We start from the raw sequence: 22,056 nt of genomic DNA, 5'->3' as shown, positions 1-22,056 counted from the left end.
ACATCGGCGCAGGAGCGCACCCTGTGCGCGTTAGCTCTTCGCCACGCGATGGAAAGCATCGCGCACAAGGTGTGCTCCTGCGTGCGAGGTACGTGTGATGGTGGTCCTTGTCGACGCCGGCGGCACCAATATCGGCTCGGTACGCTACGCGCTGCAGCGCCTCGGCGCGGATGCCGCGCTCACTGCGGACGCGGCGGCGATCCGCGCCGCCGACAAGGTGATCCTGCCCGGCGTGGGCGCCGCCGGCCCCGGCATGGCGCGGTTGCGCGAGCTGGGCCTGGTCGACGTGCTGCGTTCGCTGGAACAGCCCGTGCTCGGCGTGTGCCTGGGCATGCAATTGCTGTGCGCGCATTCCGAAGAGAGCGATACCGAGTGTCTGGGTCTGATTCCCGCCCCGGTACGCCGCTTCGTCGAAGCGCCGGGCCTGCGCGTGCCGCATATGGGCTGGAATGGCTTGTCGATCCGGCGGAAGCATCCGTTGCTGGCCGGCCTGGACGACGGCGAGCAGGCCTACTTCGTGCACAGCTATGCGGTACCGGTGGGCGACTGGACCCTGGCCACGGCCGACTACGGCGGCGCGTTCTCGGCGGTGATCGCGCATGGCAACTTCCATGGCATGCAATTCCACCCCGAACGCTCGGCCGCCGTCGGCGCGAGGCTGCTGAAGAACTTCCTCGAACTATGAACTTCGACGTGATTCCCGCGATCGACCTGCGTGGCGGCCAGGTGGTGCGCCTGAAGCAGGGCGACTACGCGCAGCAGACCACCTATGCCGCCGATCCGCGCGCACTGGCGCGGCGCTATGCCGAGGCAGGTGCGCGCTGGCTGCACCTGGTCGACCTGGACGGCGCGCGCTCGGGCAGCCTCGCCAATCTCGCCGTGATCCAGGCGATCGCGGCCGATGGCATGCAGATCCAGGCCGGCGGCGGCGTACGCGGCGAAGACGACCTGCGCCGGCTGTTCGACGCCGGCGTGCAGCGCGCGGTGCTGGGCAGCGTGGCGATCCGCGATCCCGAACTCGTGGCCGGCTGGCTGGGCAGGTACGGCGCCGAACGGCTGACCCTCGCGCTCGATACGCGCCGCCTCGGTGGCCGCTGGAGCCTGCCCAGCGCCGGCTGGACCGAAATCGAGGCGCGCACGCTGGACGAGTTGGCGCCGTGGTACGCCGCGCGCGGCGCGCGCCACCTGCTGTGCACCGACATCGACCGCGACGGCATGCTGGCCGGCTTCAACCTCGATCTCTATCGCCACCTCGCCGCTACCGTGCCGTCGCTGGCCGTGCAGGCTTCCGGCGGCGTGCGCTCGCTGGACGACATCCGCGCCGCGCGCGAAGCCGGCGCGCGGGGCGTGATCCTCGGCCGCGCGCTGCTGGAAGGGCGCTTCACCGTGGCGGAGGCGTTGGCTGCATGAAAAATTTGCTACACAGGTCGATGTTGCCCCTCCCCCTGCATGCCCCAAAGGGACAAGCAGGGGAGGGAGAGGGCGTGGGGCGTGCCTTATGCTGAGCCGCCGCATCATTCCCTGCCTGGACGTGCGCGATGGCCATGTGGTCAAGGGCGTGCGCTTCCGCGACCACGTGGTGATGGGCGAGATCGTGGAACTGGCCCTGCGCTATCGCGACGAGGGCGCCGACGAGCTGGTGTTCTACGACATCACCGCCAGCCCGGAAGGGCGCAGCGTGGACCGCGGCTGGGTCGAGCGGGTGGCGCGGGTGATCGACATCCCGTTCTGCGTCGCCGGCGGCATCGGCTCGGTGGACGAGGCGCGCGCGGTGCTGCATGCGGGCGCCGACAAGATCTCGGTGAACTCGCCGGCGCTGGAGCGTCCCGCGCTGATCGACGAGCTGGCCGCCGCGTTCGGCGTGCAGTGCGTGGTGGTCGGTATCGACTCGCTACGCGACGCCGACGGCGAGTGGCGCGTGCGCCAGTACACCGGCGACCCCGCGAAGACCCAGGCGCTGCCGCGCCGCACGCTGGACTGGATGGTCGAGGCGCAACGGCGCGGCGCCGGCGAGATCGTGCTCAACTGCATGGGCAGCGACGGCGTGCGCCGCGGCTACGACCTGGAGCAGCTCTCCGCGGCCCGCGCGCTCTGCCGCGTGCCGCTGGTCGCCTCCGGCGGCGCCGGCGAACCGCGACATTTCCGCGATGCCTTCGTCGAGGCCGACGTGGACGGCGCGCTGGCGGCGAGCGTGTTCCATTCGGGAGCGATCGCGATTCCCGCGTTGAAGCGCTATCTGCAAGCCGAAGGCGTACAAGTGAGGAATGAGTGAAGAGGAGTGAGAGGTGAGAGAAAGCATGCACGCTTGTGGCCTCTCGCTTTTGCATTCTTTCTCTGCTTACTTCTCTCCACTCACTCCTGCCAATGAGTTGTCCCATGTCTGACGCCAACACTGACATCTCCCGCCTCGACTGGGCCAAGGGCGGCGGCCTGCTGCCGGCGATCGTGCAGCACTGGCTGAGCGGCGAGGTGCTGATGCTCGGCTACATGAATGCCGAGGCGCTGGCGCAGACGCAGGCCAGCGGCCAGGTCACGTTCTACAGCCGCGGCAAGCAACGCCTGTGGACCAAGGGCGAAAGCTCCGGTCACGTGCTGGCGTTGAAGTCGATCCGCGTCGATTGCGACGCCGATACCTTGCTGGTCCGGGCCGAGCCGCATGGCCCGACCTGCCACCTCGGCACCTCCAGCTGCTTCGGCGAAAACCAGCGCCCGCCGCTCGGTTTCCTCGCCGAGCTCGACGCGCTGGTCGCGCAACGCCACGCGGAGCGTCCGGCAGGCAGTTACACCACCAGGCTGTTCGACGGCGGCATTCGCCGCATCGCGCAGAAGGTGGGCGAGGAAGGCGTGGAGACTGCGCTGGCCGCGGTGGCGCAGGACGACGCCGAGCTGCTGGGCGAGGCGGCGGACCTGGTGTTCCATCTCACCGTGGCGCTGCGCGCGCGCGGGCTTGGGCTGGCCGACGTCGTTCGCGTGCTGGCCGATCGGCACGCGGGACGCGGCTGAATCGGGCTATCGGGGAGTGGCGACGGACGCGTTGCCGGCCGGCGTTGCCGGCTTGAACGGCAGCGCCGGTCCGGGCGTGATGCCCTTGCGCCACAAGGCGAGCTGCCCGCTGATGCCGCTGCCGATGTCGATCTGCGGCTCGGAAGGAGTGAGCTTGTCCTGCTGTTCCCACCGGCGGATCTCGCCGCTGGCCTGCTTGAAGGCGTCCGCGAAATTGTCGGTGCGGTTCAGCGCATCGACCAGCCACGCCTTGCCGAAGTAGGTGATGTCCGAGTCGCTGCCGCAGCCGAACGAGCTGCGGTCGGCGCGGGCGGCGGTGAGCACCAGGGTGCCGGGGCCGCGCAGCGGCGGCACGAAGCCGCCCGAATAGCAGGCGTTGACCACCACGACCTTCCACTTGAACGGGTGCATCGCCAGGATGCCGGCGAGGTCGCTGGCGCCGATCGGGTCCAGCGGCAGCGGGTCCATGTCGAGCAGCAGGTTGTGTTCCTCGTCACCGTGGCTGGTGAGGTACAGCAGGAGGATGTCCTGGTCCGCCTGCATCGTCTTGCCCAGGCCCTCGAGCGCGGTTTCCAGGTTGCTCCAGCTGGCCAGCGGACGGGTGGCGAGCGTGGCCGGGTTGTTCTCCAGCACCAGGCTGTGGGCGCTGGCGCCGAAGCGCTGCGCGAACAGTTGCGCGGCGTACTCGGCCTCGTTGCGGAACACGTCCTCGCTGCCGTCGCCGGCGAAGGCCACCAGGTAGAGGTTCGGCCTGCCGGGCACGCGCGGACCGAGCCCGGCCAGCGCTTCGCGCATCATCCGCGGCTGCGCGTACAGGACCTGCTCCGGGGTCGGCCCCTGCCCGGGCCAGTTGTCGAGCGCGATGTCGGCGTCGGATCCCGCGAGCTCCTCCATGCTGGCGGATGTCGCCGGCGCGGGGTGGTCGGCGGCTGCCGGCGCCGGCCGATGGCCCGGCCACCAGAGGGCCAGCAGCACGCCGGCGGCGAATGCGAGCAGGGTGGTCAGGGCGTGGCGCATGGGGGATACGCGTGCGGATTCACGGCGCGATCGCGTCGAAGTCGCGGTAGACGGTGTGGCGCGGCGACTCGGGCAGGGCCTGCGGCTCGCGCACCAGCCAGCCGGTGTGGAAGCCGGCCGCCTGCGCGGCGTCGAGTTCCTCCACGATGTCGGACAGGAACAGCAGGTGGCGGGGCTGTTCGCCGATCGCCTCGGCGATGCGCCGGTAGGAGGAGGACTCGCGTTTCGGGCCGGTTTCGGTGTCGAAGTAGCCGGCGAACAGCGCGCCCAGGTCGCCGGCCTCGCTGTGGCGGAAGAACAGTTTCTGCGCCGGCACCGAGCCGGAGGAGTAGACGTACAGGCGCAGCCCGTCGGCGCGCCACTCGCGCAGCCGCGCGGCCACCTCCGGATAGACGTGCGCGCGGTAGTCGCCGGCCTCGTAGCCGTCCTTCCAGATCATGCCCTGCAGCGCCTTCAGCGCGGTGGACTTGCGGTCCTCGCCGATCCACCGCAGCAGCAGTTCGATGATGTCCTGGCGGCGGGCTTCCACCAGCCCGGCTTCCATGGCCGCTTCGTGCAGCCAGTGCTGCACCTCGGGCTTGTCGCCGTGGGTCTCCACGAAAGCGGGCAGGCGCTTGCGCGCGTACGGAAACAGCACGTCGCGCACGAAGTCGATCGAGCTGGTGGTGCCCTCGATGTCGGTGACGATGGCGCGGATTTCGATCATGGCGATGGTTCGCGAAGGATGGAGCCGGCATGGCGCCGGGCCGGCGGTATCACACGCTTTCCCGGGTGGGCTGCATCCGCGGGAAACGCTGCGCGATGTCGTCGCCGGTGAAGTTGGCCACCCAGCCTTCCTTGTTGGTGAACAGCCGGATCGCCACGAAGTACGGTGCCTCGCTCATGTCGAACCAGTGGCGGGTGCCGTCGGGTACGCCGATCAGGTCGCCCTGTTCGCACAGGATGTCGTAGACCTTGCCGCCGAGATGCAGGGTGAACTGGCCGGAGCCGGCGACGAAGAAACGCACCTCGTCCTCGCTGTGGGTGTGTTCGCTGAGGAATTTCTGGCGCAGCGCGGCGCGGTCGGGGTGATCCGGGGCGAGGCTGATCACGTCCACGGCCTGGTAGCCTTCCTCGCGCATCAGGTGGTCGATGTCGCCGCGGTAGGCGGCGATCACCTCGTCCTGGCTGGCACCGGGCGCGATCGGCTGGCTCGCCTCCCACCGCTCGAAGCGAACGCCCACCTTGCCGAGTTCCGCGGCGATCGCGGCGTGCTCGTCGATCGCCGCCAGCGGCGATTGCGGTCGGGTTTCGTCGAAGATGCGCAATCGGCTCATGATGCCCTCAGTCTTTTCAGGTCAAGTTCGCAGCCGAGCAGGAACTCCAGCGCTTCCAGGTGGCGCCGGGTCTCGGCCATGTCGCGGCCCCAGGTGTAGATGCCGTGGCCGTCGATCAGGTAGGCGTGCAACGGCTTGCCCGCGTCCAGCCAGGCGTCGACCCGGGCCACCAGTTCGGGCATGCGCTGGGTGTTCGGGAACACCGGGATCTCCAGCACGCTCTCGTGGGTGTGGTAGCCCGTGATCGCCTTCTGCAGCTCCCAGCCCTGCAGCCGGATCACACCGCCGCCGGCGAACAGCCGCGAGGCTACGCTCTGCACGTGCGAATGGGTATGCAGCACCGCGTTCACCTCCGGCCAGCGCCGGTAGATCTGGGTGTGCAGCGCCGTTTCGGCGCTGGGGCGGGCGTCGGTGCCGACCGGATTGCCGTCCAGGTCGATCAGCATGATGTCGTCGCGGCCCAGCCGTCCCTTGTGCTTGCCCGAGACGGTGATCGCCGCGTGATCGGCATCGACCCGCATCGAGAAGTTGCTGCTGGTTGCCGGCGTCCAGCCCAGCGCCGACAACTCGCGTGCGGCCTCGGCGATGGCGTCGGCGCGTTGCTCGAACAGGCTGGCGGGAACGGCGGAGGGCAGGGTCTGGCTCATGCAGTTTGGACGTCCAAATGAGCTTGGACTATACCATGCGCCGATCTGCGGCCCGACAGGAATGAGAGCCATTCTCGCAAGTCAGGAAAAATTGACATGGCGGGCGTAACATCGGCGCGAATCCGGTGCAGGGTGTGCCGGACAGATCACGACGGAGGCTTGCCCATGTCGAAAGAACAAGATGTCGAATCGCGTCGCCGGTTCCTCAAGGTGGCCGCCGGCACCACGGCGGCAGCCGTGGTGATGGGTGGTTTGCCGCGCTTTGCGCGGGCGGCGGACCTGCCGCCGGTGAGCGAGTCGGATCCGACCGCGAAGGCACTGGGCTATGTGGAAGACGCCACCAAGACCACCAACGCGAAGTACAAGGCCGGCGACGACTGCACCAATTGCCAGTTCTACACGGGCGGCGCCACCGGTCGCGGTCCGTGCCAGCTGTTCCCGGGCAAGTCGGTGAATGCGAAGGGCTGGTGCGTGTCGCACACGCCGAAGAAAGCCTGATCACACCTTGCCGCGAATCGCATGGAAAGGCCGGCTCATCGCCGGCCTTTTTGTTGTCGTGTTCCGGAAGAGGCGGCCTGGTGGGGCGTGATGCAGTCCGGTGCGCAGACAAAAGTGCGGCCCGGACACATCAGGTCGAGGAGCTACCCACCTGACGCGCCGAGCCGCGATCCGGGGCCCACTGCCAAGTGATCAACCCGCGGACTGAGGATGATACTCCCGAGTTCGCCGAATGGGCGACCGATCCCGGGATTTCTCTTGGAAAATTCTCGTTAACACCTTGAAATATAAAGAAATATTCCATTGATTTCGAGATTTCCCGAAAATTTTTGCAGTTCCTGCGGATAAGCATCATTCCCGACACCTGTCGGTAAATGGCGTTTTTTCGACGATATTCGACGAAATTATGCGTCAGGGCGAGGTGGCGTCCGTTGCCGCGCCGCGCAGGTGGCTGTGCCGGAGGCTGTAGCCGAAATAGACCAGCAGGCCGATGAACGTCCAGACCACCATCAGCGTCCAGTTGTACCAGGCCATGGTGGACAGCAGGGCGAGGCAGCTGAGGATGCCGAGCGTGCAGATCACCGGCGCGAACGGCACGCGGAAGGTGCGCGGCAGCTCCGGCCGGGTATGCCGCAGGATCCACACGCCGGCGCAGACGGCGATGAACGCGATCAGCGTGCCCATCGACACCAGGTCGCCCAGCACGTCCAGCGGAAAGACCGCCGCGAGCAGGGAGATGCCGGCACCGGTGATCAGCGTGTTGAGGTGCGGCGTGCGGTAGCGCGGGTGGATCCGGGTGAATACCTTCGGCAGCATGCCGTCGCGGCCCATGATCATGAAGATGCGCGGCTGCGCGATGACCATCACCAGCACCACCGACGACAGGCCGAGCAGCGCGCCGACCTCCACCAGCCAGCGCAGCCATTCCAGTTGCGGATGCCCGTGCAGGGCAGTCACCACCGGCTCGTCGGTGCCGAGCAGGGTGTACGAGGTCAGGCCGGTCATCACCGCGGCCATCGCGATGTACAGCACGGTGCAGATCGCCAGCGAGGCGAGGATGCCGATCGGCAGGTCGCGCTGCGGGTTGCGCGACTCCTGCGCGGCCACCGAGGTGGCTTCGAAGCCGATGTAGGCGAAGAACACCATCGCCGCGCCGCGCAGCACGCCGTCCCAGCCGTACTTGTAGTGGCCCTGCGACTCGGGCACGAACGGGTGCCAGTTGGACGGGTCGACGTAGCGCCAGCCGACCACGATCACCAGGGTGATGAGGCCGACCTTGAGCGCCACCATCGCGGCGTTGGCCAGGCTCGACTCGCGGATGCCGACGTAGCAGATCCAGGTCAGCAGCATGATCAGCACCACTGCCGGCAGGTTCAACAGCGCCCCGGTGGCAACCAGGTGGTGGTCGGCGGTGAACGCCAGCGGCGCCCGGGTCAGCGCCGTGGGCAGGCTCAGGTCCATGTTGAAGGCATGCCCGACGTGGTCGAGCAGGCTGAGGAAGTAGCCGGTCCAGCTCACCGCCACCGCGGAGGCGGACACGCCGTATTCCAGCACCAGGTTCCAGCCGATGAACCAGGCCATCAGCTCGCCCAGGGTGGCATAGGCGTAGGAGTAGGCGCTGCCGGAAACCGGGATCAGCGTGGCGAACTCGGCGTAGCACAGCGCGGTGAACGTGCTGCAGATCGCCGCCAGGATGAAGGACAGGATCACCGCCGGCCCGGCATGGTCGGCCGCCGCCTGGCCGGTGATCACGAAGATGCCACCGCCGATCACCGCGCCGATGCCGAGGGCGGTCAGGCCCCAGGGTCCGAGGGTACGGCGCAGCGTGGGGCCGTGCGTGTCGTCGGGTTCGTTGAAATCGGTCTTGCGGGCGAGCAGTTGCTTGAGCATGGGGCTTCCGGGCGTGAAGACGGCACGACACGCGTCGTGCCGGTGGCGTGGCGGTTCACGGGCGCAAGATCAGTCCGACTCGATACCGCGGGCCAGGTTGCTCTTGCGGTAGCCGTACAGGAGGTAGACCACCAGACCGATGGTGCCCCACACGAAGAAGGTGGCGATGGCCTTCTCGGACAGGTTGAGGAACAGCAGCAGGCAGCCGATCACGGCCAGCGGGCAAACCAGCCACGGCAGCGGGGTGCGGAACGGGCGCGGGCGGTCGGGCTGGGTGCGGCGCAGGATCAGCACGCCCAGCGCCACCATCATGAACGCGAACAGCGTGCCCGAATTGGTGATGTCGGCCAGGATGCCCACCGGGAACAGCGCGCCGAACAGCGAGACGAAGGTGCCGGTAATCAGGGTGATGACGTGGGGCGTATGGAAGCGCGGATGGATCTTCGCCAGCGAGCCCGGCAGCAGGCCGTCGCGCGCCATGGTGAAGAAGATGCGCGTCTGGCCGTAAGTCATGGTGAGGATCACCGACGGCAGCGCGATGCTGGCGGCGAAGCCGATCAGGTTGCCCAGCTGGTCGTGGTGGAGCAGGCGCAGCACGTGGGCCAGCGCCTCCTTGCTGCACACCAGCGCCTGCGAACTCTGGCAGGCTGCCGCGAATTCCGGGGTGCCGGGTTGCAGCGCCGCGCCGTCCGGGCCCAGCATGGGCTGCGCCCCCACCGATCCCACCGCGGCGTAGCTCACCAGCAGGTAGAAGACGGTGCACACGCCCAGCGAGCCGATCAGGCCGATCGGGATGTTGCGGTTCGGGTTCTTGGTTTCCTCGGCCGCGGTGGAGACGGCATCGAAACCGATGTAGGCGAAGACGATGGAGGCTGCTGCGCCGAGCACGCCGAGGCCACCCATCGGGCTGCCCCAGCCATTGGGAACGAAGGGCTTGAAGTTCGGATCCTTCACCGCCGGCAGCGCGATGAAGATGAAGACGATCAGTGCGGTGATCTTGATCAGCACCAGCACGGTGTTGACCTTGGCCGACTTCGAGGTGCCGATCACCAGCAGAAAGGTGACGGCCAGGCCGATCAGGCAGGCCAGCAGGTTGAAGCTGCCGCCGTCCATGGGTCCCACGCGCAGGAACGTGGGCAGGCCGTAGCCGGCATGGGCCAGCAGTCCGTTGACGTAGCCGGCCCAGCCCACGCAGACCGTGCTCGCCGCGATGGTGTATTCCAGCACCAGCGCCCAGCCCACCACCCAGGCGGCGCTCTCGCCGAGCACGCCGTAGGTATAGGTGTAGGCCGAGCCGGCCACCGGCACCATCGAAGCCAGCTCGGCGTAGGCGAGCGCGGCGAGCGCACAGACCACTGCCGCGATCACGAAGGAAACCATCATGCCGGGGCCGGCCTTCTGGCCCGCTTCCGCGGTGAGCACGAAGATGCCGGTGCCGATGATCGCGCCGATGCCGAGCATGGTGAGCTGGAAGGCGCCGAGCTGGCGGGTGAGGCTCTTCTTCTCGGCCGTGGCGATGATCTGGTCGATCGGCTTGATGCGCTTGAACAGCATGCAGTGGCTCCCCGGGAAACGACGACGTCGCGCTCGAACAAAAACGCGACGAAGATGGACGCGAGAGCCGACGGACGGCCAACCATAGCGGAGCGTCTGGAGGGGTACAAGTTGCGATGCAGCTAGAATCGACGAGGCCCCCCGCATCCCCTGCCACAAGTCATGTCTCCCATTCTTCCCCCACTTGCCGCTGCGCTGGACGACTATCTCGCACGCCATCCGGAGGAGTTCGAGGTGGTTGCCGACTTCGATGTTTTCCTCGCCTCGCACGCAGCGGTGTTCGAACGCAGCCATGCCGTGGGCCACTTCACCGGCTCGGCCTGGCTGGTGAGTGCGGATGGCGAGCGCGTGTTGCTGATGCACCACCGCAAGCTGGATCGCTGGCTGCAGCCGGGCGGCCATGCCGATGGCGACGCGGACCTGGCGCGGGTGGCATTGCGCGAGGCGCAGGAGGAAACCGGCGTGGCTGGCCTGCGCATCGAAGGCGGCGTCTTCGACCTCGACCGGCACCGCATCGCGGCCCGTGCGAACGAACCTGGACACTGGCATTACGACGTGCGTCATGTGGTGCGCGCGGGAGCGGACGAGCGCTTCACGATCAACCAGGAATCCCGTGCGCTGGCGTGGCGGGCAGTGAGAGACGTGGCTGCCGACGACGGCCTCGACCCCTCGTTGCGGCGCATGGCGCGCAAGTGGTTGGGGCGCTTGCTGTAGGAGCGCAGCCTGTCCGCGATGCTCCTGGCTCTGATCGACATCAGAGCATCGCGCACGACCGAAGGAAGTCCCTTGCGGACAGGCTGCGCTCCTACAGGTACTTCGCCGGCGCGGGGTTGAGGTGGCCGCAGGCGCTACAGGTGCGCGATTCGCGCGAGCCGTAGAAGCGGTCGAACACCGGCGGGAAATCGTGCTCGATGCTGTCGAGCACGAAGTATTCCTCGTACAGCTGGTGGTTGCAGCGCTCGCAGAACCACAGCAGGCCGTCCTTTTCGCCGGCGGTGCGGCGGCGCTCGATCACCAGCCCGATCGACGCCGGCATGCGCTGCGGCGAATGCGGCACGCGCGGCGGCAGGTAGAACATCTCGCCGGCGCGGATCGGGATGTCGCGCGCGTGGCCCTCGTCCTGCACCTTCAGCACCATCTCGCCCTCGATCTGGTAGAAAAACTCCGGGCCTTCGTCGTGGTGGTAGTCGGTGCGCGCGTTGGGACCGCCCACGATCATGACGATGAAGTCGCCGTCGACGATGCACTTGTTGCCCACCGGCGGCTTCAGCAGGTGGCGGTGCTCGTCGATCCAGCGCTGCAGGTCGATGGGCGGCAGCAAGGCCATGGTGGCGGTTCCCGGAAAAGTGGCGAACACCATAGCGCTGCCGCAACTGCAAAAAAAGCCGCCCTGGCGGGAAGCCGGGCGGCTGGCGACATGCCGGGCCTACGGCATCAGTACCTTGTCGATCACGTGGATCACGCCGTTGGACTGCATCACGTCGCCGATGCTGACGTGGGCGACGTTGCCCTTGTCGTCGGTGAGCGCCCAGCCGTCGCCGTCCCTGCTCGCGGTGATCCAGTCGCCCTCGACGGTCTTCAGCCTGGCCTTGCCGCCACTGGCGGCGACCTTGGCCGCCAGGTCGTGCGCGGTCAGGCGGCCGGCCACGACGTGGTAGGTGAGGATCTTGGCGAGCGTGGCCTTGTTCTCCGGTTTCAGCAGGTTGTCGACGGTACCGGCGGGCAGGGCGGCGAACGCCTCGTCGGTCGGCGCGAACACGGTGAACGGACCGGGGCCCGACAGCGTGTCGACGAGGCCGGCGGCCTTCACCGCGGCGACCAGGGTGGTGTGATCCTTCGAGTTGACCGCGTTCTGGATGATGTTCTTCGACGGGTACATGGCCGCGCCACCGACCATGACGGTTTTCTCCATGCTCATCGGGCCGGCCATGGCGATCGGCGTCACGGCCGCCGCGGTCAATGCCAGCGCCAGGCCGATGGCAAGGGTGTGCATGTGCTGTTGGATCTTCATCGTGTTCTCCAGTGGTGTCCGCTTCGCGGATCGGAAGCGCATGGAGATACGGGGCGGCGATGTCGCCGGATGCAGGCGGAACGAAAAAAGACGCAGCCGGCGACGGCCCGGTGCGCAACCGTGAGGTCAGGCGCCGCCGATCGCGCCCTTGGCCACCACCGGGCCGGTGGGCTGGCCGGTGGGTGAGCCGCCGCTCGGTTCCACCGAAACGGCCAGCAGGGCCCTGGTATCGAGGCGCGCGAGCAGATCGGCGCGCAACGCGATGGACGTGGGTCTGTCGCGCGCGATCACCCCCAGCGAAATGGGCTTCTCCCCCGGCGGGATCAGCCACAACTGGGGCGTGCGTCCCGGCGCAAACGCAACCGGTGTGGCCGGCACCACGATCATCCTTGCGTGCTGCAGGTCCATCGTGGCGGTCCAGCCGGTGACGCCGTTGTCCTGTTCGATGGCAGCGGCCATGTAGCCGGCACGGGTCGTGGTTGGCACGGCCGCCCGGTGCGGTTGCACCAGCATGACCACCACGCTGGCCGCCGCCACCACGCTGGCGCCGAGGCCGAGCCAGCGCCACAGGTGCAGGTTGTTCCACAGGCTGGGGCGCGGTCGTGGCGCCGCCGGCGCAGCGAGCTGCAGCGCATCGTGGATCCGTGCCCAGACATAAGGTGCCGGAGTGCTCGCCTCGACTTCGTCGGCGAGCGGCGCCAGACGGCGTTGCCACGCGGCGACCGCGGCGGCGGCCTGCGGGTCGTCGCGGATTTCCCGCTCCACCGCTGCGCGCGCAGCGGCATCCAGCACGCCGAGCACGTACTCGGCATGGCGCAGGTCGTCGTCGCGGTGGTCGGCGGGTGTGTTCATTGCTCCAGGCACGTGCGCAATTGCAGCAGGCTGCGGCGGATCCAGCTTTTCATGGTGCCCAGCGGTATCCGGCAGCGCGCCGCCAGTTCGTTATACGTCGCGCCGGTGAAAAAGGCTTCACGCACGGCGCTGCGCTGGCGCGGTTCCAGCGCATCCAGGCATCGTTGCAGGCGCTGGTGCTCCTGGCTGGTTTCGGCGTCGGCGGCCGGCGTGGGTTGGCCGTCGGCGGTTTCTTCCAGCTGCAGCGGGTCCAGTTGTTCCTCGCGATGCTGGCGCAGCCGATCGATCGCCTTGTTCCGCGCAAGCGTTACCAGCCAGGTGATCGCGCTCGCCTTGCCGTCGTCGAAACTGGCGGCGCGGCGCCACACCGCGATATAGGTTTCCTGCAGCACTTCTTCGGCTTCGCCGCGTTCGCGCAGCATGCGCAGGCACACGCCGAACAATTTCGACGAGGTGCGTTGGTACAGCGCCGCGAATGCCTGTTGGTCGCCGCGGCCTGCACGAATCAACAGCTCGTTGAGTTCCTCGCGTGCGGCGGGGCTGCCGGCGCTCACGGGTTTGCGGCCCCGCTTTCGGGAAGGCCATGGGTAGGCTGGGCGGGGAGCGTCATGCCGCCAGCATGAGGGCTGCATGGGACGGCGGCAAGCGGCCCGGTTATTCAGACTTCCAGTGTCGCCAGGTCGCCCTTTTCTTCCAGCCAGGACTTGCGGTCGCCGGCGCGTTTCTTCGCCAGCAGCAGGTCCATGATGCGCGCAGTGCCGTCGCCGTCGTCCACGGTGAGCTGCACCAGCCGGCGGGTGTCGGGATGGATGGTGGACTCGCGCAGCTGCGGCGGGTTCATCTCGCCCAGGCCCTTGAAGCGGGTGGTGCTGACCGCGCCCTTCATCTTCTCGCGCTCGATCCGCTGCAGCATCGCTTCCTTCTCGCTTTCGTCGAGGCAATAGAACACCTGCTTGCCCACGTCGACGCGGAACAGCGGCGGCATCGCCACGAACACGTGGCCCTCGCCGACCAGCTTCGGGAAATGCCTGAGGAACAGCGCGGACAGCAGGGTAGCGATGTGCAGGCCGTCGGAGTCGGCGTCGGCGAGGATGATCACCTTGCCGTAGCGCAGGCCGGACAGGTCGTCCTTGCCCGGGTCGCAGCCGATCGCCACGGCCAGGTTGTGCACTTCCTCCGAGGCCAGCACCGAGGTGGATTCGACTTCCCAGGTGTTGAGGATCTTGCCGCGCAGCGGCAGGATCGCCTGGAACTCCTTGTCGCGCGCCTGCTTGGCGCTGCCGCCGGCGGAGTCGCCCTCGACCAGGAACAGCTCGGTGCGGCTGAGGTCGGTGGCGGTGCAGTCGGCCAGCTTGCCGGGCAGTTGCGGGCCCTGGGTGATCTTCTTGCGGACGATCTGCTTGGCGGCCTTCAGCCGCGCGCTGGCGCGCTCGATCGCCAGCTGGGCGATCCGCTCGCCCATCTCCACGTTCTGGTTGAGCCACAGGCTGAAGGCATCGTGGATGACGTTCTCGACCATGCCGGCGGTCTGCCGCGAGGACAGCCGCTCCTTGGTCTGGCCGGCGAACTGCGGATCCTGCAACCGCGCCGACAGCACGAACGACAGCCGCTCCCACACGTCTTCCGGCGCCAGCTTCACGCCGCGTGGCAGCAGGTTGCGGATGTCGCAGAACTCGCGGACCGCGGTGGTGAGGCCCGAGCGTAGGCCGTTGACGTGGGTGCCGCCCTGCGCGGTGGGGATCAGGTTGACGTAGCTCTCCTGCACCAGATCGCCTTCCGGCAGCCAGGCCAGCGCCACTTCCAGGCCTTCGACGTCGCGCGCCATGTGGTGCACGAACAGCTCGTTCGGCAGCGCTTCGATGCCGTCGAGTTCGCCGCGCAGGTAGTCGCGCAGGCCGTCCTCGTAGTGCCACTCGACGACTTCGCCCGAGACCGCGTCGGTGAGCTTCACGTTGAGGCCCGCGCACAGCACCGCCTTGGCGCGCAGCAGGTGCTTGAGCTTGGGCAGCGAGATCTTCGGCGAGTCGAAATACTTCGCTTCCGGCCAGAAGCGCAAGGTGGTGCCGGTGCGCCGCTTCGGCACCGTGCCGATCACTTCCAGCGGGCTGACCTTGTCGCCGTGGGCGAACACCATCCGGTATTCGGAGCCGTCGCGTCGGATCGTCACCTCGACCCGGTCGGACAGCGCATTGACCACCGACACGCCGACGCCATGCAGGCCGCCGGAGAAGTTGTAGTTCTTGCCGCTGAACTTACCGCCCGCATGCAGCCGGGTCATGATCAGCTCGACGCCGGAGACGCCTTCCTCGGGATGGATGTCCACCGGCATGCCACGGCCGTCGTCGCTCACTTCCACCGAGCCGTCGTCGTGCAGCACGACCTCGATGGTCTTCGCGTGGCCGGCCAGCGCCTCGTCCACCGAGTTGTCCACCACTTCCTGCACCAGGTGGTTCGGGCGGGTGGTGTCGGTGTACATGCCGGGGCGGCGTTTGACCGGATCCAGGCCGGAGAGGACTTCGATGTCGGCGGCGTTGTAGCGACTGCTCATGCGTGTGTTTCGATCCAGACAAGACGACAAAGCATGGGGCGCGCGGGCGGCGATGGTCAAGCCGACTGGGCGGATCAGCGGTAGCCCTGCGCCTGCAGCGAGAACAGGTGCGCATAGTGGCCGCCCAGCGCCATCAGCTGCTCGTGGCTGCCGTGCTCGACGATGCGGCCGTCCTGGATCACGATGATCTGGTCGGCCATGCGCACGGTGGAGAAGCGGTGCGAGATCAGGATCGCGATGCGGTTGCCGGCCAGTTCGCGGAAGTGCTCGAAGATGGTCGCCTCGGCCTGCGCGTCCATCGCTGCGGTGGGTTCGTCCAGCACCAGGATGTCGGCGCGCGAGCGCATGAAGGCGCGCGCCAGCGCGATCTTCTGCCACTGCCCGCCGGACAGTTCGCGGCCGTCGTTGAACCACTTGCCGAGCTGGGTCTCGAAGCCGGCCGGCAGGCTGTCGATGAACTCGCTGGCCATGCCCTTGTCGGCGGCCTCGCGCCAGCGCGTGGCGTCCTCGAAGTGGCGGACGTCGCCGGCGCCCACGTTTTCGCCCACGCGCATCTGGTAGCGCGCGAAATCCTGGAAGATCACCCCGATGCGCTGCAGCAGGGTGGCATCGTCCCACTCGCGCAGGTCGGTGCCGTCGAGCAGGATACGGCCGCTGTCCGGCGTATACAGCCGGGTCAGCAGCTTGATCAGGGTGGTCTTGCCCGAGCCGTTCTGGCCGACCAGGGCCAGCGATTCGCCGGGACGGATGTGCAGGTTGATGTCGTGCAGCGTGGGCTCGCCGGCGCCGGGGTAGGTGAAGCCGACGTGCTCGAAGCGGATGCCGTCGTCGGGCTTCGCGCCGCGTTGCGCGATACCCGGCGAAGGCGGCACCGGGGTTTCCAGGTATTCGTACAGGGTCGACAGGTACAGGTTGTCCTCGTACATGCCGCCGATCGCCGACAGCATCGCCGACACCGCCGACTGGCCCTGGCGGAACAGCATCAGGTACATCGTCATCTGGCCCAGCGTGATGCGCGCGACAACGGTGCTGGCGGCGATCCATGCATACGCGCCGTACAGCGTGAGCGTGCCGAGCAGGCCCAGCCCGAAGCCCCAACTCTCGCGGCGCACGGTGAGGTCGCGGTCGTCGCGGTAGAGCTTGTCGAAGATGCCGCGGTAGCGGCCCAGCAGCAGCGGGCCGAGGCCGAACAGCTTCACTTCCTTGGCGTGGTCCTCGCGCGCCAGCACGGTTTCCAGGTACAGCTGCATGCGCGTTTCCGGCGAGCGCCAGCGGAACAGCCGGAACGCGTCGCCGGAGAATTTCGTCTCGGCGAAGAATGCCGGCAGCCCGGCCAGCAGCAGCACGGCCACCGCCCACGGCGAGAACTGCAGCAGCAGGCTGCCGTAGCTGAGCAGCGAAATCGCGTTCTGGCCCAGCCCGAACGTGCGCGTCACCAGCGACAGCGGCCGGCTGGACGCCTCGCGGCGGGCGCGGGTGAGCTTGTCGTAGAACTCCGAATCCTCGAAGTGCGCCAGCTGCAGCGTCAGCGCCTTCTCCAGGATCATCACGTTGACACGCTGCCCCAGTTGCGCGCGCAGCAGCGACTGGCACATCGACAGCCCGCGCTGCGCACCGGCCAGCGCGGCCACCAGCACGCCTTCCAGCGCCACCCATTCGAACACCGGGCGCAGGGAGGCACGGCCGCTGGCGGTCCATGCCTTGCTGGCGTTCACCACCGCATCGACGATGTGCGCGCCGACGTACGCCACGCCGGCCGGCAGCAGGCCGGCGACCAGGGTCAGCAGCGCCAGCGCGATGGTCAGCGGCCGGCTGGTGCTCCACACCAGTTCCAGCGCGCGCCCGCTGTAGCGGAACACGCCCAGGAAACTGCGGGTGAGTTCGGTCGATTCGGCGGGTTCGGCGGAATGGTGGGGCGGCACGTGGTGACGTCGTCAGGTCGTCGGCGCGGCTTGCGCGGAACTCCCGAGATGGGGGCTGTGCCGCTTCGCGCAAGACGGGGCGTGTCGCCCCGGGCATGTCGGTGCGGGCAAGTCAGTGCAGCCGGACTTCCACGACCTGCCGGTCCGGCTGGTACAGCGTCGGGAACAAGCGCTGCAGGCGCGCCACCTTTGGCGCGTCGTTGAAAACGATGTACGGGTTGTCCGGGTGGTGCTGGAAATAGTGCTGGTGGTACGCCTCGGCCGGGTAGAACGCCTGCAGCGGCACCAGCTGGGTCACGATCGGTGCGGGGAAGGCTTTGGCCGCGGCGAGTTGCGCGATATACGCGCCGGCGATGCGTTTCTGCTCGTCGTTGCCGTAGAAGATCACCGAGCGGTACTGGCTGCCCACGTCGGGGCCCTGCCGGTTCAGTTCGGTGGGGTCGAGCGCGACTGAGAAGAACACCCGCAGCAGCGTGCCGTAGCTGACCTCGGCCGGGTCGTAGTGCACCTGCACCGATTCGGCGTGGCCGGTATCGCCGTCGCTGACCTCGCCGTAATGCGCGCTGGCGGCGTTGCCGCCGGAATAGCCGGCGACCACCTCATGCACGCCCTTGACGTGCTCGAACACCGCTTCGACGCCCCAGAAGCAGCCGCCGGCCAGCACCGCGACCTGCTCGCCGTGGACGGTGGCCTTCGGGGCATCGACCGTCGGCGCCGTGAGCGCGCCGCTGGCGGCGGACACCGGCTGGCACGCGCTCGCGCCCAGCATCAGCAGGGCGGCCAGCGACAGGACCTGGAATGTGCTGCGACGGATCATGCTGCGCCTCGCCGGAATGGTCATCGGGTGGTCCGATACCTGTCCTTCGCCGGCCGTGTGCCACCGGTTACCTGTACCGCATCGACCGGCCCGGTACCATCACGGCCAGTCGACCTTCAAGGAGCACGGAATGCATGGTTCCATCGACCTGGGCGCCTATCTGGGGCGTATCGGCTGGCGCGGCGACGTTGCCGTCGACGTGGCCACCTTGCGCGGCCTGGCGGTGGCGCACGTGGCCGCGATCCCGTTCGAGAACCTCAACCCGCTGCTGGGCCTGCCGGTCGAACTGGATACGCCGGCGCTGGAGCGGAAACTGGTGCACGACGGCCGCGGCGGCTACTGCTTCGAGCAGAACCTGCTGTTCGCCGCGGCGCTGCGGACGATCGGCTTCGAAGTGTCGGGGCTGATCGCACGCGTGCTGTGGCAGCACCCGGAAGATGCCGTCACCGCGCAGACCCACATGCTGCTGCGCGTCGATCTGGGCGGCGAAAGCTGGCTGGCGGACGTCGGCTTCGGCAACCAGGTGCTGACCGGCGCCCTGCGCCTGCAGGCCGACATCGAGCAGCCGACCGGCCACGAACCGTTCCGGCTGGTCGTGCGCGACGGCGACTGGCGCATGCAGTCGCTGGTGCGTGGACAGTGGCTGACGCTGTACCGTTTCGACCTGCGGCCCAGCCAGATGATCGACTACGTGGTGGCCAACCATTACGTGTCCACGCACCCGGCGTCGCGCTTCCCGAGCAACCTGATCGTGGCGCGCACCACCGCCGACCGGCGCATGAGCCTGCTCAACCACGAGTACACCGTGCGCTGGCTCGGCCAGGAGCCCGTGCGGTACGTACTGGATGGCGTGGCCGACATCCGCCACGCGCTGGAAGAAGAGTTCCTGTTGCGCCTGCCGCCCGGCGAGGCGCTGGACCGGCGCCTGGGTCAATTGCCGGGCTGACCCGTATCGCCGGGAAAGGTAGGAGCCCGCTCGCGGGCGATGCTCTTGCAGCCGGGATGACCAGACATTCGTCTGTTGAAAGCCGGGATTCGCAAAAGCAGGGCATCGCCCGCGAGCGGGCTCCTACCCGAGGCGCGTGTCGGCAGGGTGGGGATCAGCCAGCACGTGGATCTCCACGTCGTCGATGCCGACCACCTGGCCCGCGCGGATCTTGCAGGTCTTGCGCAGCTCCATGGCGCCGTCGACGTGCACCGCGCCGCTGGCCACGATCGCCTTGCCGGCGCCGCCGCTGTCGCACAGGCCGACCAGCTTGAGCAGCATGTTGAGTTCGACGTAGTCGCCTTCCAGTTCAAAGTCGATGGTTTGCATGGGTGTCCGGGGTGCGGGAATCAGGCGGCAGGGTGTTCGTCGAAAGCGCTGTCGGGCAGCGCCAGGAACGCGAACCACGGCAGGTCGCGCTCGCCGCCGAAGGTGGCGGCGTCGTCGAGGATGCCGAGCAGGGTGTTGTAGTCCGCCTCCGCAGCCTGCAGCAGTTGGTCGGCATGGTCGAACAGCAGCACGTAGCCCCAGGCCGGCATCCAGCCGAGATCGCGCAGGCAGTCGGCCAGCGCGTCCCAGTTGTGGCCGAACGTGGCGGGCAACTGCAGCGATGCGGCGAGCCGGCGCAGCAGTTCGTCCTTGCCGTGGCAGCCGGCCAGGTCGGTGCGGCACACGCGCAGTTCCTCGCGCGCGGCGGCGCGGGCCAGCCGGTCCAGGTCGTCGGTGCCGACGAAGTACACCCCGTTCTGGCTGGAGCGGGTCAGGTCGAGGTCGAAGCCGTGCGCGTTCATCGGGCCGCCTCGAGGCGGCGGAAGCTGCGGTAGTGGTCGTCGGTGTAGTACCACACCACCGGCGGCGTGCCGCCAGTGATGATGCGCCGCGCGCCGCGGTTGCGCGCGCCCGGCGTGGCCACCGTGTATTCGTGGTAGTAGCCGCGCGGCTGTTTCGGCAGCAGGCCTTCATAGTTGCCGAACACGGCGCCGTCCTGGCTGCGCTCGAACGGGCCGCCGCGGGCGATTCGCTCCAGCGTGTCGTGCGCCTCGGGCGGCAGCGCGTCCGCCGGGGAGGCCGTGGCCGATGCTTGGCTGGGCGCGCTGGCGGTGGGCGCGATCCCGGGTTGCGGCGTGCTGCCGTGGCGGTTCCAGAGCGCCAACGTGACGATGATGATTGCCAGCAGGATCAGCGGCTTGAGTGGGCGCATGCAGACTCGTAGGTGGATGGATGCGACGCGAGCTTAGCAGGGCGGCGGCGGCCGGCGGTGCGATCGGGCTGAGGTTTGGGGTTCCGTGATCGCAAGAAATTGCGCACACTGCGGGGTCGCGTGACGCCGAGACCGCGTCGCCCCGATCCGGAGTCGAGCATGAACACCAACCCCGAGCGCACCGCGGGCCGCCTGCCGCGGCAGATCGCGTACATCATCGGCAACGAAGGCTGCGAGCGCTTTTCCTTCTACGGGATGCGCAACATCCTCACCCGTTCCTGATCACCTTGCTGCTGTACATGCCCGAAGGCCAGCGCACGCTGGCGGCGAAGGACGTGTTCCATACCTTCGTGATCGGCGTGTACTTCTTCCCGCTGCTCGGCGGCTGGCTGGCCGACCGCTTCTTCGGCAAGTACCACACCGTGCTGTGGATGAGCCTGGTGTATTGCCTCGGCCATGCCTGCCTGGCGATCTTCGAGCACAACCGCCTCGGCTTTTTCACCGGCCTGGGCCTGATCGCGCTGGGCGCGGGCGGCATCAAGCCATTGGTGGCGTCGTTCATGGGCGATCAGTTCGACCGGTCGAACAAACACCTGGCGAAGGTGGTGTTCGACGCGTTCTACTGGATCATCAACTTCGGCTCGTTCTTCGCCTCGCTGCTGATGCCGCTGTTCCTGCACCACTTCGGCGCGGCGGTGGCGTTCGGCATTCCCGGCGGCCTGATGTTCATCGCCACCGTGGTGTTCTGGCTGGGCCGCCGGCAGTACGTGATGCTGCCGCCGCCGCCACCGGACCCCGACGCGTTCTCGCAGGTGCTGCGCACCGCACTGCTGACCCGCCGGCCCGGGCAGGCGCGGCCCGGTTTGTGGATCGCGGCCGCCGGCGTGCTGGTGGCGCTGGGCGGCTTCAGCCTGATCGGCTCGCTCGGCTTCGTGATCGTCGCCTGCCTCGCGCTGGTGGCGCTGATCGGCGGCGTCGGCGGCGGTGCCTGGCTGCAGATGGAGCGGGCCCGCGGCCTGCATCCGGACGCAGCGGTGGACGGCGCACGCAATGTGCTGCGCGTGCTGGTGATCTTCGCGCTGACCACGCCGTTCTTCTCGCTGTTCGACCAGAAGGCTTCGACCTGGGTGGTGCAGGGCGGCGAGATGAGTATGCCCGCGTGGTTCCACCCCGCGCAGATGCAGGCGCTGAACCCGCTGCTGGTGATGGTGCTGATCCCGTTCAACAACCTGGTGCTGTATCCGCTGCTGCGCCGCCTCGGCTACGAGCCCACCGCGCTGCGCCGGATGACCGCGGGCATCGCGTTCAGCAGCCTGGCCTGGATCGTGGTGGGCGGCCTGCAGGTGGTGATCGACGGGGGCGACCCGCTGTCGATCGTGTGGCAGGTGCTGCCGTACGCGCTGCTCACCTTCGGCGAGGTGCTGGTCTCGGCGACCGGGCTGGAGTTCGCCTACAGCCAGGTGCCGGCGTCGATGAAGGGCGTGGTGATGAGCTTCTGGAACCTCACCACCACGGCCGGCAACCTGTGGGTACTGCTGGCCAACGCGGCGGTGCGCAACGACGCGGTAACCGGCTCGATCGCGCGTTCGGGGCTCAGCGTCACCGCGTTCCAGATGTTCTTCTTCGCCGCGTTCGCGTTGCTCGCCGCGCTGGCGTTCGCGCTGTATGCGCGGCGTTATCGCGAGGTGGACAACTACCGCTCCGGCTGAGTTGTCGCTCGCGTAGATACTGTTATCGAGATCAAGCCCCATGAAGGATTGGGTCGAACGGTTTGCCGGACTTGAGGACGCCGAAG

23 protein-coding genes and 1 pseudogene are annotated in these 22,056 nt (G+C 68.1%); 8 read left to right on the top strand and 16 right to left on the bottom strand.

What is annotated here, in order from left to right; translation table 11 throughout:
* Nucleotides 1-94: 94 nt before the first annotated feature.
* The 4 genes from hisH to hisIE all read left to right on the top strand — a co-directional run bounded on the left by hisH (nucleotide 95) and on the right by hisIE (nucleotide 3,003).
* Nucleotides 95-685, top strand: coding sequence for an imidazole glycerol phosphate synthase subunit HisH (gene hisH / locus RHOFW104R8_RS00125; protein ID WP_201028768.1), 591 nt, complete (start codon nucleotides 95-97; stop codon nucleotides 683-685).
* The gene (gene hisA / locus RHOFW104R8_RS00120; RefSeq protein ID WP_068090505.1) at nucleotides 682-1,410 is read left to right on the top strand and encodes a 1-(5-phosphoribosyl)-5-[(5-phosphoribosylamino)methylideneamino]imidazole-4-carboxamide isomerase; all 729 of its coding nucleotides are present in this window, start codon (nucleotides 682-684) and stop codon (nucleotides 1,408-1,410) included. Before hisH ends, hisA begins: the two co-directional genes overlap by 4 nt.
* Nucleotides 1,403-2,272 carry an imidazole glycerol phosphate synthase subunit HisF gene (gene hisF, locus RHOFW104R8_RS00115; RefSeq protein WP_407071421.1) on the top strand — a complete coding sequence of 290 codons (870 nt, stop codon included), beginning with the start codon at nucleotides 1,403-1,405 and terminating at the stop codon, nucleotides 2,270-2,272. Before hisA ends, hisF begins: the two co-directional genes overlap by 8 nt.
* Before the next feature lie 104 nt (nucleotides 2,273-2,376).
* The gene (gene hisIE, locus RHOFW104R8_RS00110) at nucleotides 2,377-3,003 is read left to right on the top strand and encodes a bifunctional phosphoribosyl-AMP cyclohydrolase/phosphoribosyl-ATP diphosphatase HisIE (protein ID WP_068090502.1); all 627 of its coding nucleotides are present in this window, start codon (nucleotides 2,377-2,379) and stop codon (nucleotides 3,001-3,003) included.
* Nucleotides 3,004-3,009: 6 nt separating this feature from the next.
* On the opposite strand, the gene RHOFW104R8_RS00105 is transcribed toward hisIE, so the two are convergent.
* Genes RHOFW104R8_RS00105 through RHOFW104R8_RS00090 form a run of 4 tightly spaced genes read right to left on the bottom strand, consistent with a single transcriptional unit; the run spans nucleotide 3,010 to nucleotide 5,983 of the window.
* A complete protein-coding gene (locus tag RHOFW104R8_RS00105) occupies nucleotides 3,010-4,020 on the bottom strand; it encodes a C13 family peptidase (protein WP_068090500.1) in 1,011 nt (336 codons plus the stop codon).
* A gap of 19 nt (nucleotides 4,021-4,039) precedes the next feature.
* On the bottom strand, nucleotides 4,040-4,726 hold the full coding sequence (gene mtnC, locus RHOFW104R8_RS00100) for an acireductone synthase (protein WP_068090498.1): 687 nt from the start codon (nucleotides 4,724-4,726) through the stop codon (nucleotides 4,040-4,042).
* A gap of 49 nt (nucleotides 4,727-4,775) precedes the next feature.
* On the bottom strand, nucleotides 4,776-5,336 hold the full coding sequence (locus RHOFW104R8_RS00095) for an acireductone dioxygenase (protein WP_068090496.1): 561 nt from the start codon (nucleotides 5,334-5,336) through the stop codon (nucleotides 4,776-4,778).
* On the bottom strand, nucleotides 5,333-5,983 hold the full coding sequence (locus RHOFW104R8_RS00090; RefSeq protein WP_068090492.1) for a methylthioribulose 1-phosphate dehydratase: 651 nt from the start codon (nucleotides 5,981-5,983) through the stop codon (nucleotides 5,333-5,335). Before RHOFW104R8_RS00090 ends, RHOFW104R8_RS00095 begins: the two co-directional genes overlap by 4 nt.
* 165 nt (nucleotides 5,984-6,148) lie before the next feature.
* Here RHOFW104R8_RS00090 and RHOFW104R8_RS00085 point away from each other — a divergent pair, with 165 nt between their 5' ends.
* Nucleotides 6,149-6,481, top strand: a complete 333-nt coding sequence (locus tag RHOFW104R8_RS00085; RefSeq protein ID WP_068090489.1) for a high-potential iron-sulfur protein — start codon at nucleotides 6,149-6,151, stop codon at nucleotides 6,479-6,481.
* Nucleotides 6,482-6,892: 411 nt separating this feature from the next.
* Here RHOFW104R8_RS00085 and RHOFW104R8_RS00080 read toward each other — a convergent pair whose 3' ends face one another.
* Complete coding sequence (locus RHOFW104R8_RS00080) at nucleotides 6,893-8,371, bottom strand: amino acid permease (RefSeq protein WP_068090487.1); 1,479 nt, start codon at nucleotides 8,369-8,371, stop codon at nucleotides 6,893-6,895.
* Between the two features lie 69 nt (nucleotides 8,372-8,440).
* On the bottom strand, nucleotides 8,441-9,925 hold the full coding sequence (locus tag RHOFW104R8_RS00075; protein ID WP_068090486.1) for an amino acid permease: 1,485 nt from the start codon (nucleotides 9,923-9,925) through the stop codon (nucleotides 8,441-8,443).
* Nucleotides 9,926-10,087: 162 nt separating this feature from the next.
* Here RHOFW104R8_RS00075 and RHOFW104R8_RS00070 point away from each other — a divergent pair, with 162 nt between their 5' ends.
* Entirely contained in the window at nucleotides 10,088-10,639 is a 552-nt protein-coding gene (locus RHOFW104R8_RS00070; protein ID WP_068090485.1) for an NUDIX hydrolase, read from the top strand.
* A 91-nt stretch (nucleotides 10,640-10,730) separates the two neighbouring features.
* Here the strand turns inward: RHOFW104R8_RS00070 and RHOFW104R8_RS00065 are convergent, their stop codons facing one another.
* The 7 genes from RHOFW104R8_RS00065 to msrA all read right to left on the bottom strand — a co-directional run bounded on the left by RHOFW104R8_RS00065 (nucleotide 10,731) and on the right by msrA (nucleotide 18,075).
* Entirely contained in the window at nucleotides 10,731-11,252 is a 522-nt protein-coding gene (locus RHOFW104R8_RS00065) for a 3-hydroxyanthranilate 3,4-dioxygenase (RefSeq protein ID WP_068090646.1), read from the bottom strand.
* 99 nt (nucleotides 11,253-11,351) lie between these two features.
* A complete protein-coding gene (locus RHOFW104R8_RS00060) occupies nucleotides 11,352-11,930 on the bottom strand; it encodes a fasciclin domain-containing protein (RefSeq protein WP_407071420.1) in 579 nt (192 codons plus the stop codon).
* A gap of 132 nt (nucleotides 11,931-12,062) precedes the next feature.
* Entirely contained in the window at nucleotides 12,063-12,788 is a 726-nt protein-coding gene (locus RHOFW104R8_RS00055) for an anti-sigma factor domain-containing protein (protein WP_068090481.1), read from the bottom strand.
* Nucleotides 12,785-13,342: a sigma-70 family RNA polymerase sigma factor gene (locus RHOFW104R8_RS00050; protein ID WP_068090479.1), complete on the bottom strand. Its 558-nt coding sequence runs from the start codon at nucleotides 13,340-13,342 to the stop codon at nucleotides 12,785-12,787. The genes RHOFW104R8_RS00055 and RHOFW104R8_RS00050 overlap by 4 nt, the downstream gene beginning before the upstream one ends.
* A 104-nt stretch (nucleotides 13,343-13,446) precedes the next feature.
* A complete protein-coding gene (gene parE / locus RHOFW104R8_RS00045; protein ID WP_068090477.1) occupies nucleotides 13,447-15,336 on the bottom strand; it encodes a DNA topoisomerase IV subunit B in 1,890 nt (629 codons plus the stop codon).
* Between the two features lie 74 nt (nucleotides 15,337-15,410).
* Nucleotides 15,411-17,258 carry an ABC transporter ATP-binding protein gene (locus RHOFW104R8_RS00040; RefSeq protein WP_235604422.1) on the bottom strand — a complete coding sequence of 616 codons (1,848 nt, stop codon included), beginning with the start codon at nucleotides 17,256-17,258 and terminating at the stop codon, nucleotides 15,411-15,413.
* 112 nt (nucleotides 17,259-17,370) lie between these two features.
* On the bottom strand, nucleotides 17,371-18,075 hold the full coding sequence (gene msrA, locus RHOFW104R8_RS00035; protein ID WP_068090475.1) for a peptide-methionine (S)-S-oxide reductase MsrA: 705 nt from the start codon (nucleotides 18,073-18,075) through the stop codon (nucleotides 17,371-17,373).
* 130 nt (nucleotides 18,076-18,205) lie between these two features.
* Here msrA and RHOFW104R8_RS00030 point away from each other — a divergent pair, with 130 nt between their 5' ends.
* Nucleotides 18,206-19,021, top strand: a complete 816-nt coding sequence (locus tag RHOFW104R8_RS00030) for an arylamine N-acetyltransferase (protein ID WP_068090473.1) — start codon at nucleotides 18,206-18,208, stop codon at nucleotides 19,019-19,021.
* 123 nt (nucleotides 19,022-19,144) lie between these two features.
* Here RHOFW104R8_RS00030 and RHOFW104R8_RS00025 read toward each other — a convergent pair whose 3' ends face one another.
* Genes RHOFW104R8_RS00025 through RHOFW104R8_RS00015 form a run of 3 tightly spaced genes read right to left on the bottom strand, consistent with a single transcriptional unit; the run spans nucleotide 19,145 to nucleotide 20,261 of the window.
* Nucleotides 19,145-19,390, bottom strand: a complete 246-nt coding sequence (locus RHOFW104R8_RS00025) for an RNA-binding S4 domain-containing protein (protein ID WP_068090471.1) — start codon at nucleotides 19,388-19,390, stop codon at nucleotides 19,145-19,147.
* 20 nt (nucleotides 19,391-19,410) lie between these two features.
* Nucleotides 19,411-19,851, bottom strand: coding sequence for a barstar family protein (locus RHOFW104R8_RS00020; protein WP_068090469.1), 441 nt, complete (start codon nucleotides 19,849-19,851; stop codon nucleotides 19,411-19,413).
* Nucleotides 19,848-20,261: a ribonuclease domain-containing protein gene (locus RHOFW104R8_RS00015; protein ID WP_068090467.1), complete on the bottom strand. Its 414-nt coding sequence runs from the start codon at nucleotides 20,259-20,261 to the stop codon at nucleotides 19,848-19,850. The genes RHOFW104R8_RS00020 and RHOFW104R8_RS00015 overlap by 4 nt, the downstream gene beginning before the upstream one ends.
* A gap of 159 nt (nucleotides 20,262-20,420) precedes the next feature.
* On the opposite strand from RHOFW104R8_RS00015, the pseudogene RHOFW104R8_RS00010 reads away from it, so the two are divergent.
* A pseudogene (locus tag RHOFW104R8_RS00010) lies at nucleotides 20,421-21,970 on the top strand (oligopeptide:H+ symporter).
* Nucleotides 21,971-22,056: the final 86 nt, after the last annotated feature.

It is taken from the genome of Rhodanobacter sp. FW104-R8 (genome assembly GCF_001617365.1).
In the GTDB taxonomy this organism is placed as follows: domain Bacteria; phylum Pseudomonadota; class Gammaproteobacteria; order Xanthomonadales; family Rhodanobacteraceae; genus Rhodanobacter.
This window is presented reverse-complemented; position numbering and strand designations above follow the sequence as displayed.

Excerpts from the sequence above, each read along its gene's own strand:
- hisA (WP_068090505.1), top strand. The coding sequence starts at position 682 with ATGAACTTCGACGTGATTCCCGCGATCGACCTGCGTGGCGGCCAGGTG.
- hisIE (WP_068090502.1), top strand. The coding sequence starts at position 2,377 with ATGTCTGACGCCAACACTGACATCTCCCGCCTCGACTGGGCCAAGGGC.
- RHOFW104R8_RS00105 (WP_068090500.1), bottom strand. The coding sequence starts at position 4,020 with ATGCGCCACGCCCTGACCACCCTGCTCGCATTCGCCGCCGGCGTGCTG.
- mtnC (WP_068090498.1), bottom strand. The coding sequence starts at position 4,726 with ATGATCGAAATCCGCGCCATCGTCACCGACATCGAGGGCACCACCAGC.
- RHOFW104R8_RS00095 (WP_068090496.1), bottom strand. The coding sequence starts at position 5,336 with ATGAGCCGATTGCGCATCTTCGACGAAACCCGACCGCAATCGCCGCTG.
- RHOFW104R8_RS00090 (WP_068090492.1), bottom strand. The coding sequence starts at position 5,983 with ATGAGCCAGACCCTGCCCTCCGCCGTTCCCGCCAGCCTGTTCGAGCAA.
- RHOFW104R8_RS00085 (WP_068090489.1), top strand. The coding sequence starts at position 6,149 with ATGTCGAAAGAACAAGATGTCGAATCGCGTCGCCGGTTCCTCAAGGTG.
- RHOFW104R8_RS00080 (WP_068090487.1), bottom strand. The coding sequence starts at position 8,371 with ATGCTCAAGCAACTGCTCGCCCGCAAGACCGATTTCAACGAACCCGAC.
- RHOFW104R8_RS00075 (WP_068090486.1), bottom strand. The coding sequence starts at position 9,925 with ATGCTGTTCAAGCGCATCAAGCCGATCGACCAGATCATCGCCACGGCC.
- RHOFW104R8_RS00070 (WP_068090485.1), top strand. The coding sequence starts at position 10,088 with ATGTCTCCCATTCTTCCCCCACTTGCCGCTGCGCTGGACGACTATCTC.
- RHOFW104R8_RS00065 (WP_068090646.1), bottom strand. The coding sequence starts at position 11,252 with ATGGCCTTGCTGCCGCCCATCGACCTGCAGCGCTGGATCGACGAGCAC.
- RHOFW104R8_RS00055 (WP_068090481.1), bottom strand. The coding sequence starts at position 12,788 with ATGAACACACCCGCCGACCACCGCGACGACGACCTGCGCCATGCCGAG.
- parE (WP_068090477.1), bottom strand. The coding sequence starts at position 15,336 with ATGAGCAGTCGCTACAACGCCGCCGACATCGAAGTCCTCTCCGGCCTG.
- msrA (WP_068090475.1), bottom strand. The coding sequence starts at position 18,075 with ATGATCCGTCGCAGCACATTCCAGGTCCTGTCGCTGGCCGCCCTGCTG.
- RHOFW104R8_RS00030 (WP_068090473.1), top strand. The coding sequence starts at position 18,206 with ATGCATGGTTCCATCGACCTGGGCGCCTATCTGGGGCGTATCGGCTGG.
- RHOFW104R8_RS00025 (WP_068090471.1), bottom strand. The coding sequence starts at position 19,390 with ATGCAAACCATCGACTTTGAACTGGAAGGCGACTACGTCGAACTCAAC.
- RHOFW104R8_RS00020 (WP_068090469.1), bottom strand. The coding sequence starts at position 19,851 with ATGAACGCGCACGGCTTCGACCTCGACCTGACCCGCTCCAGCCAGAAC.
- RHOFW104R8_RS00015 (WP_068090467.1), bottom strand. The coding sequence starts at position 20,261 with ATGCGCCCACTCAAGCCGCTGATCCTGCTGGCAATCATCATCGTCACG.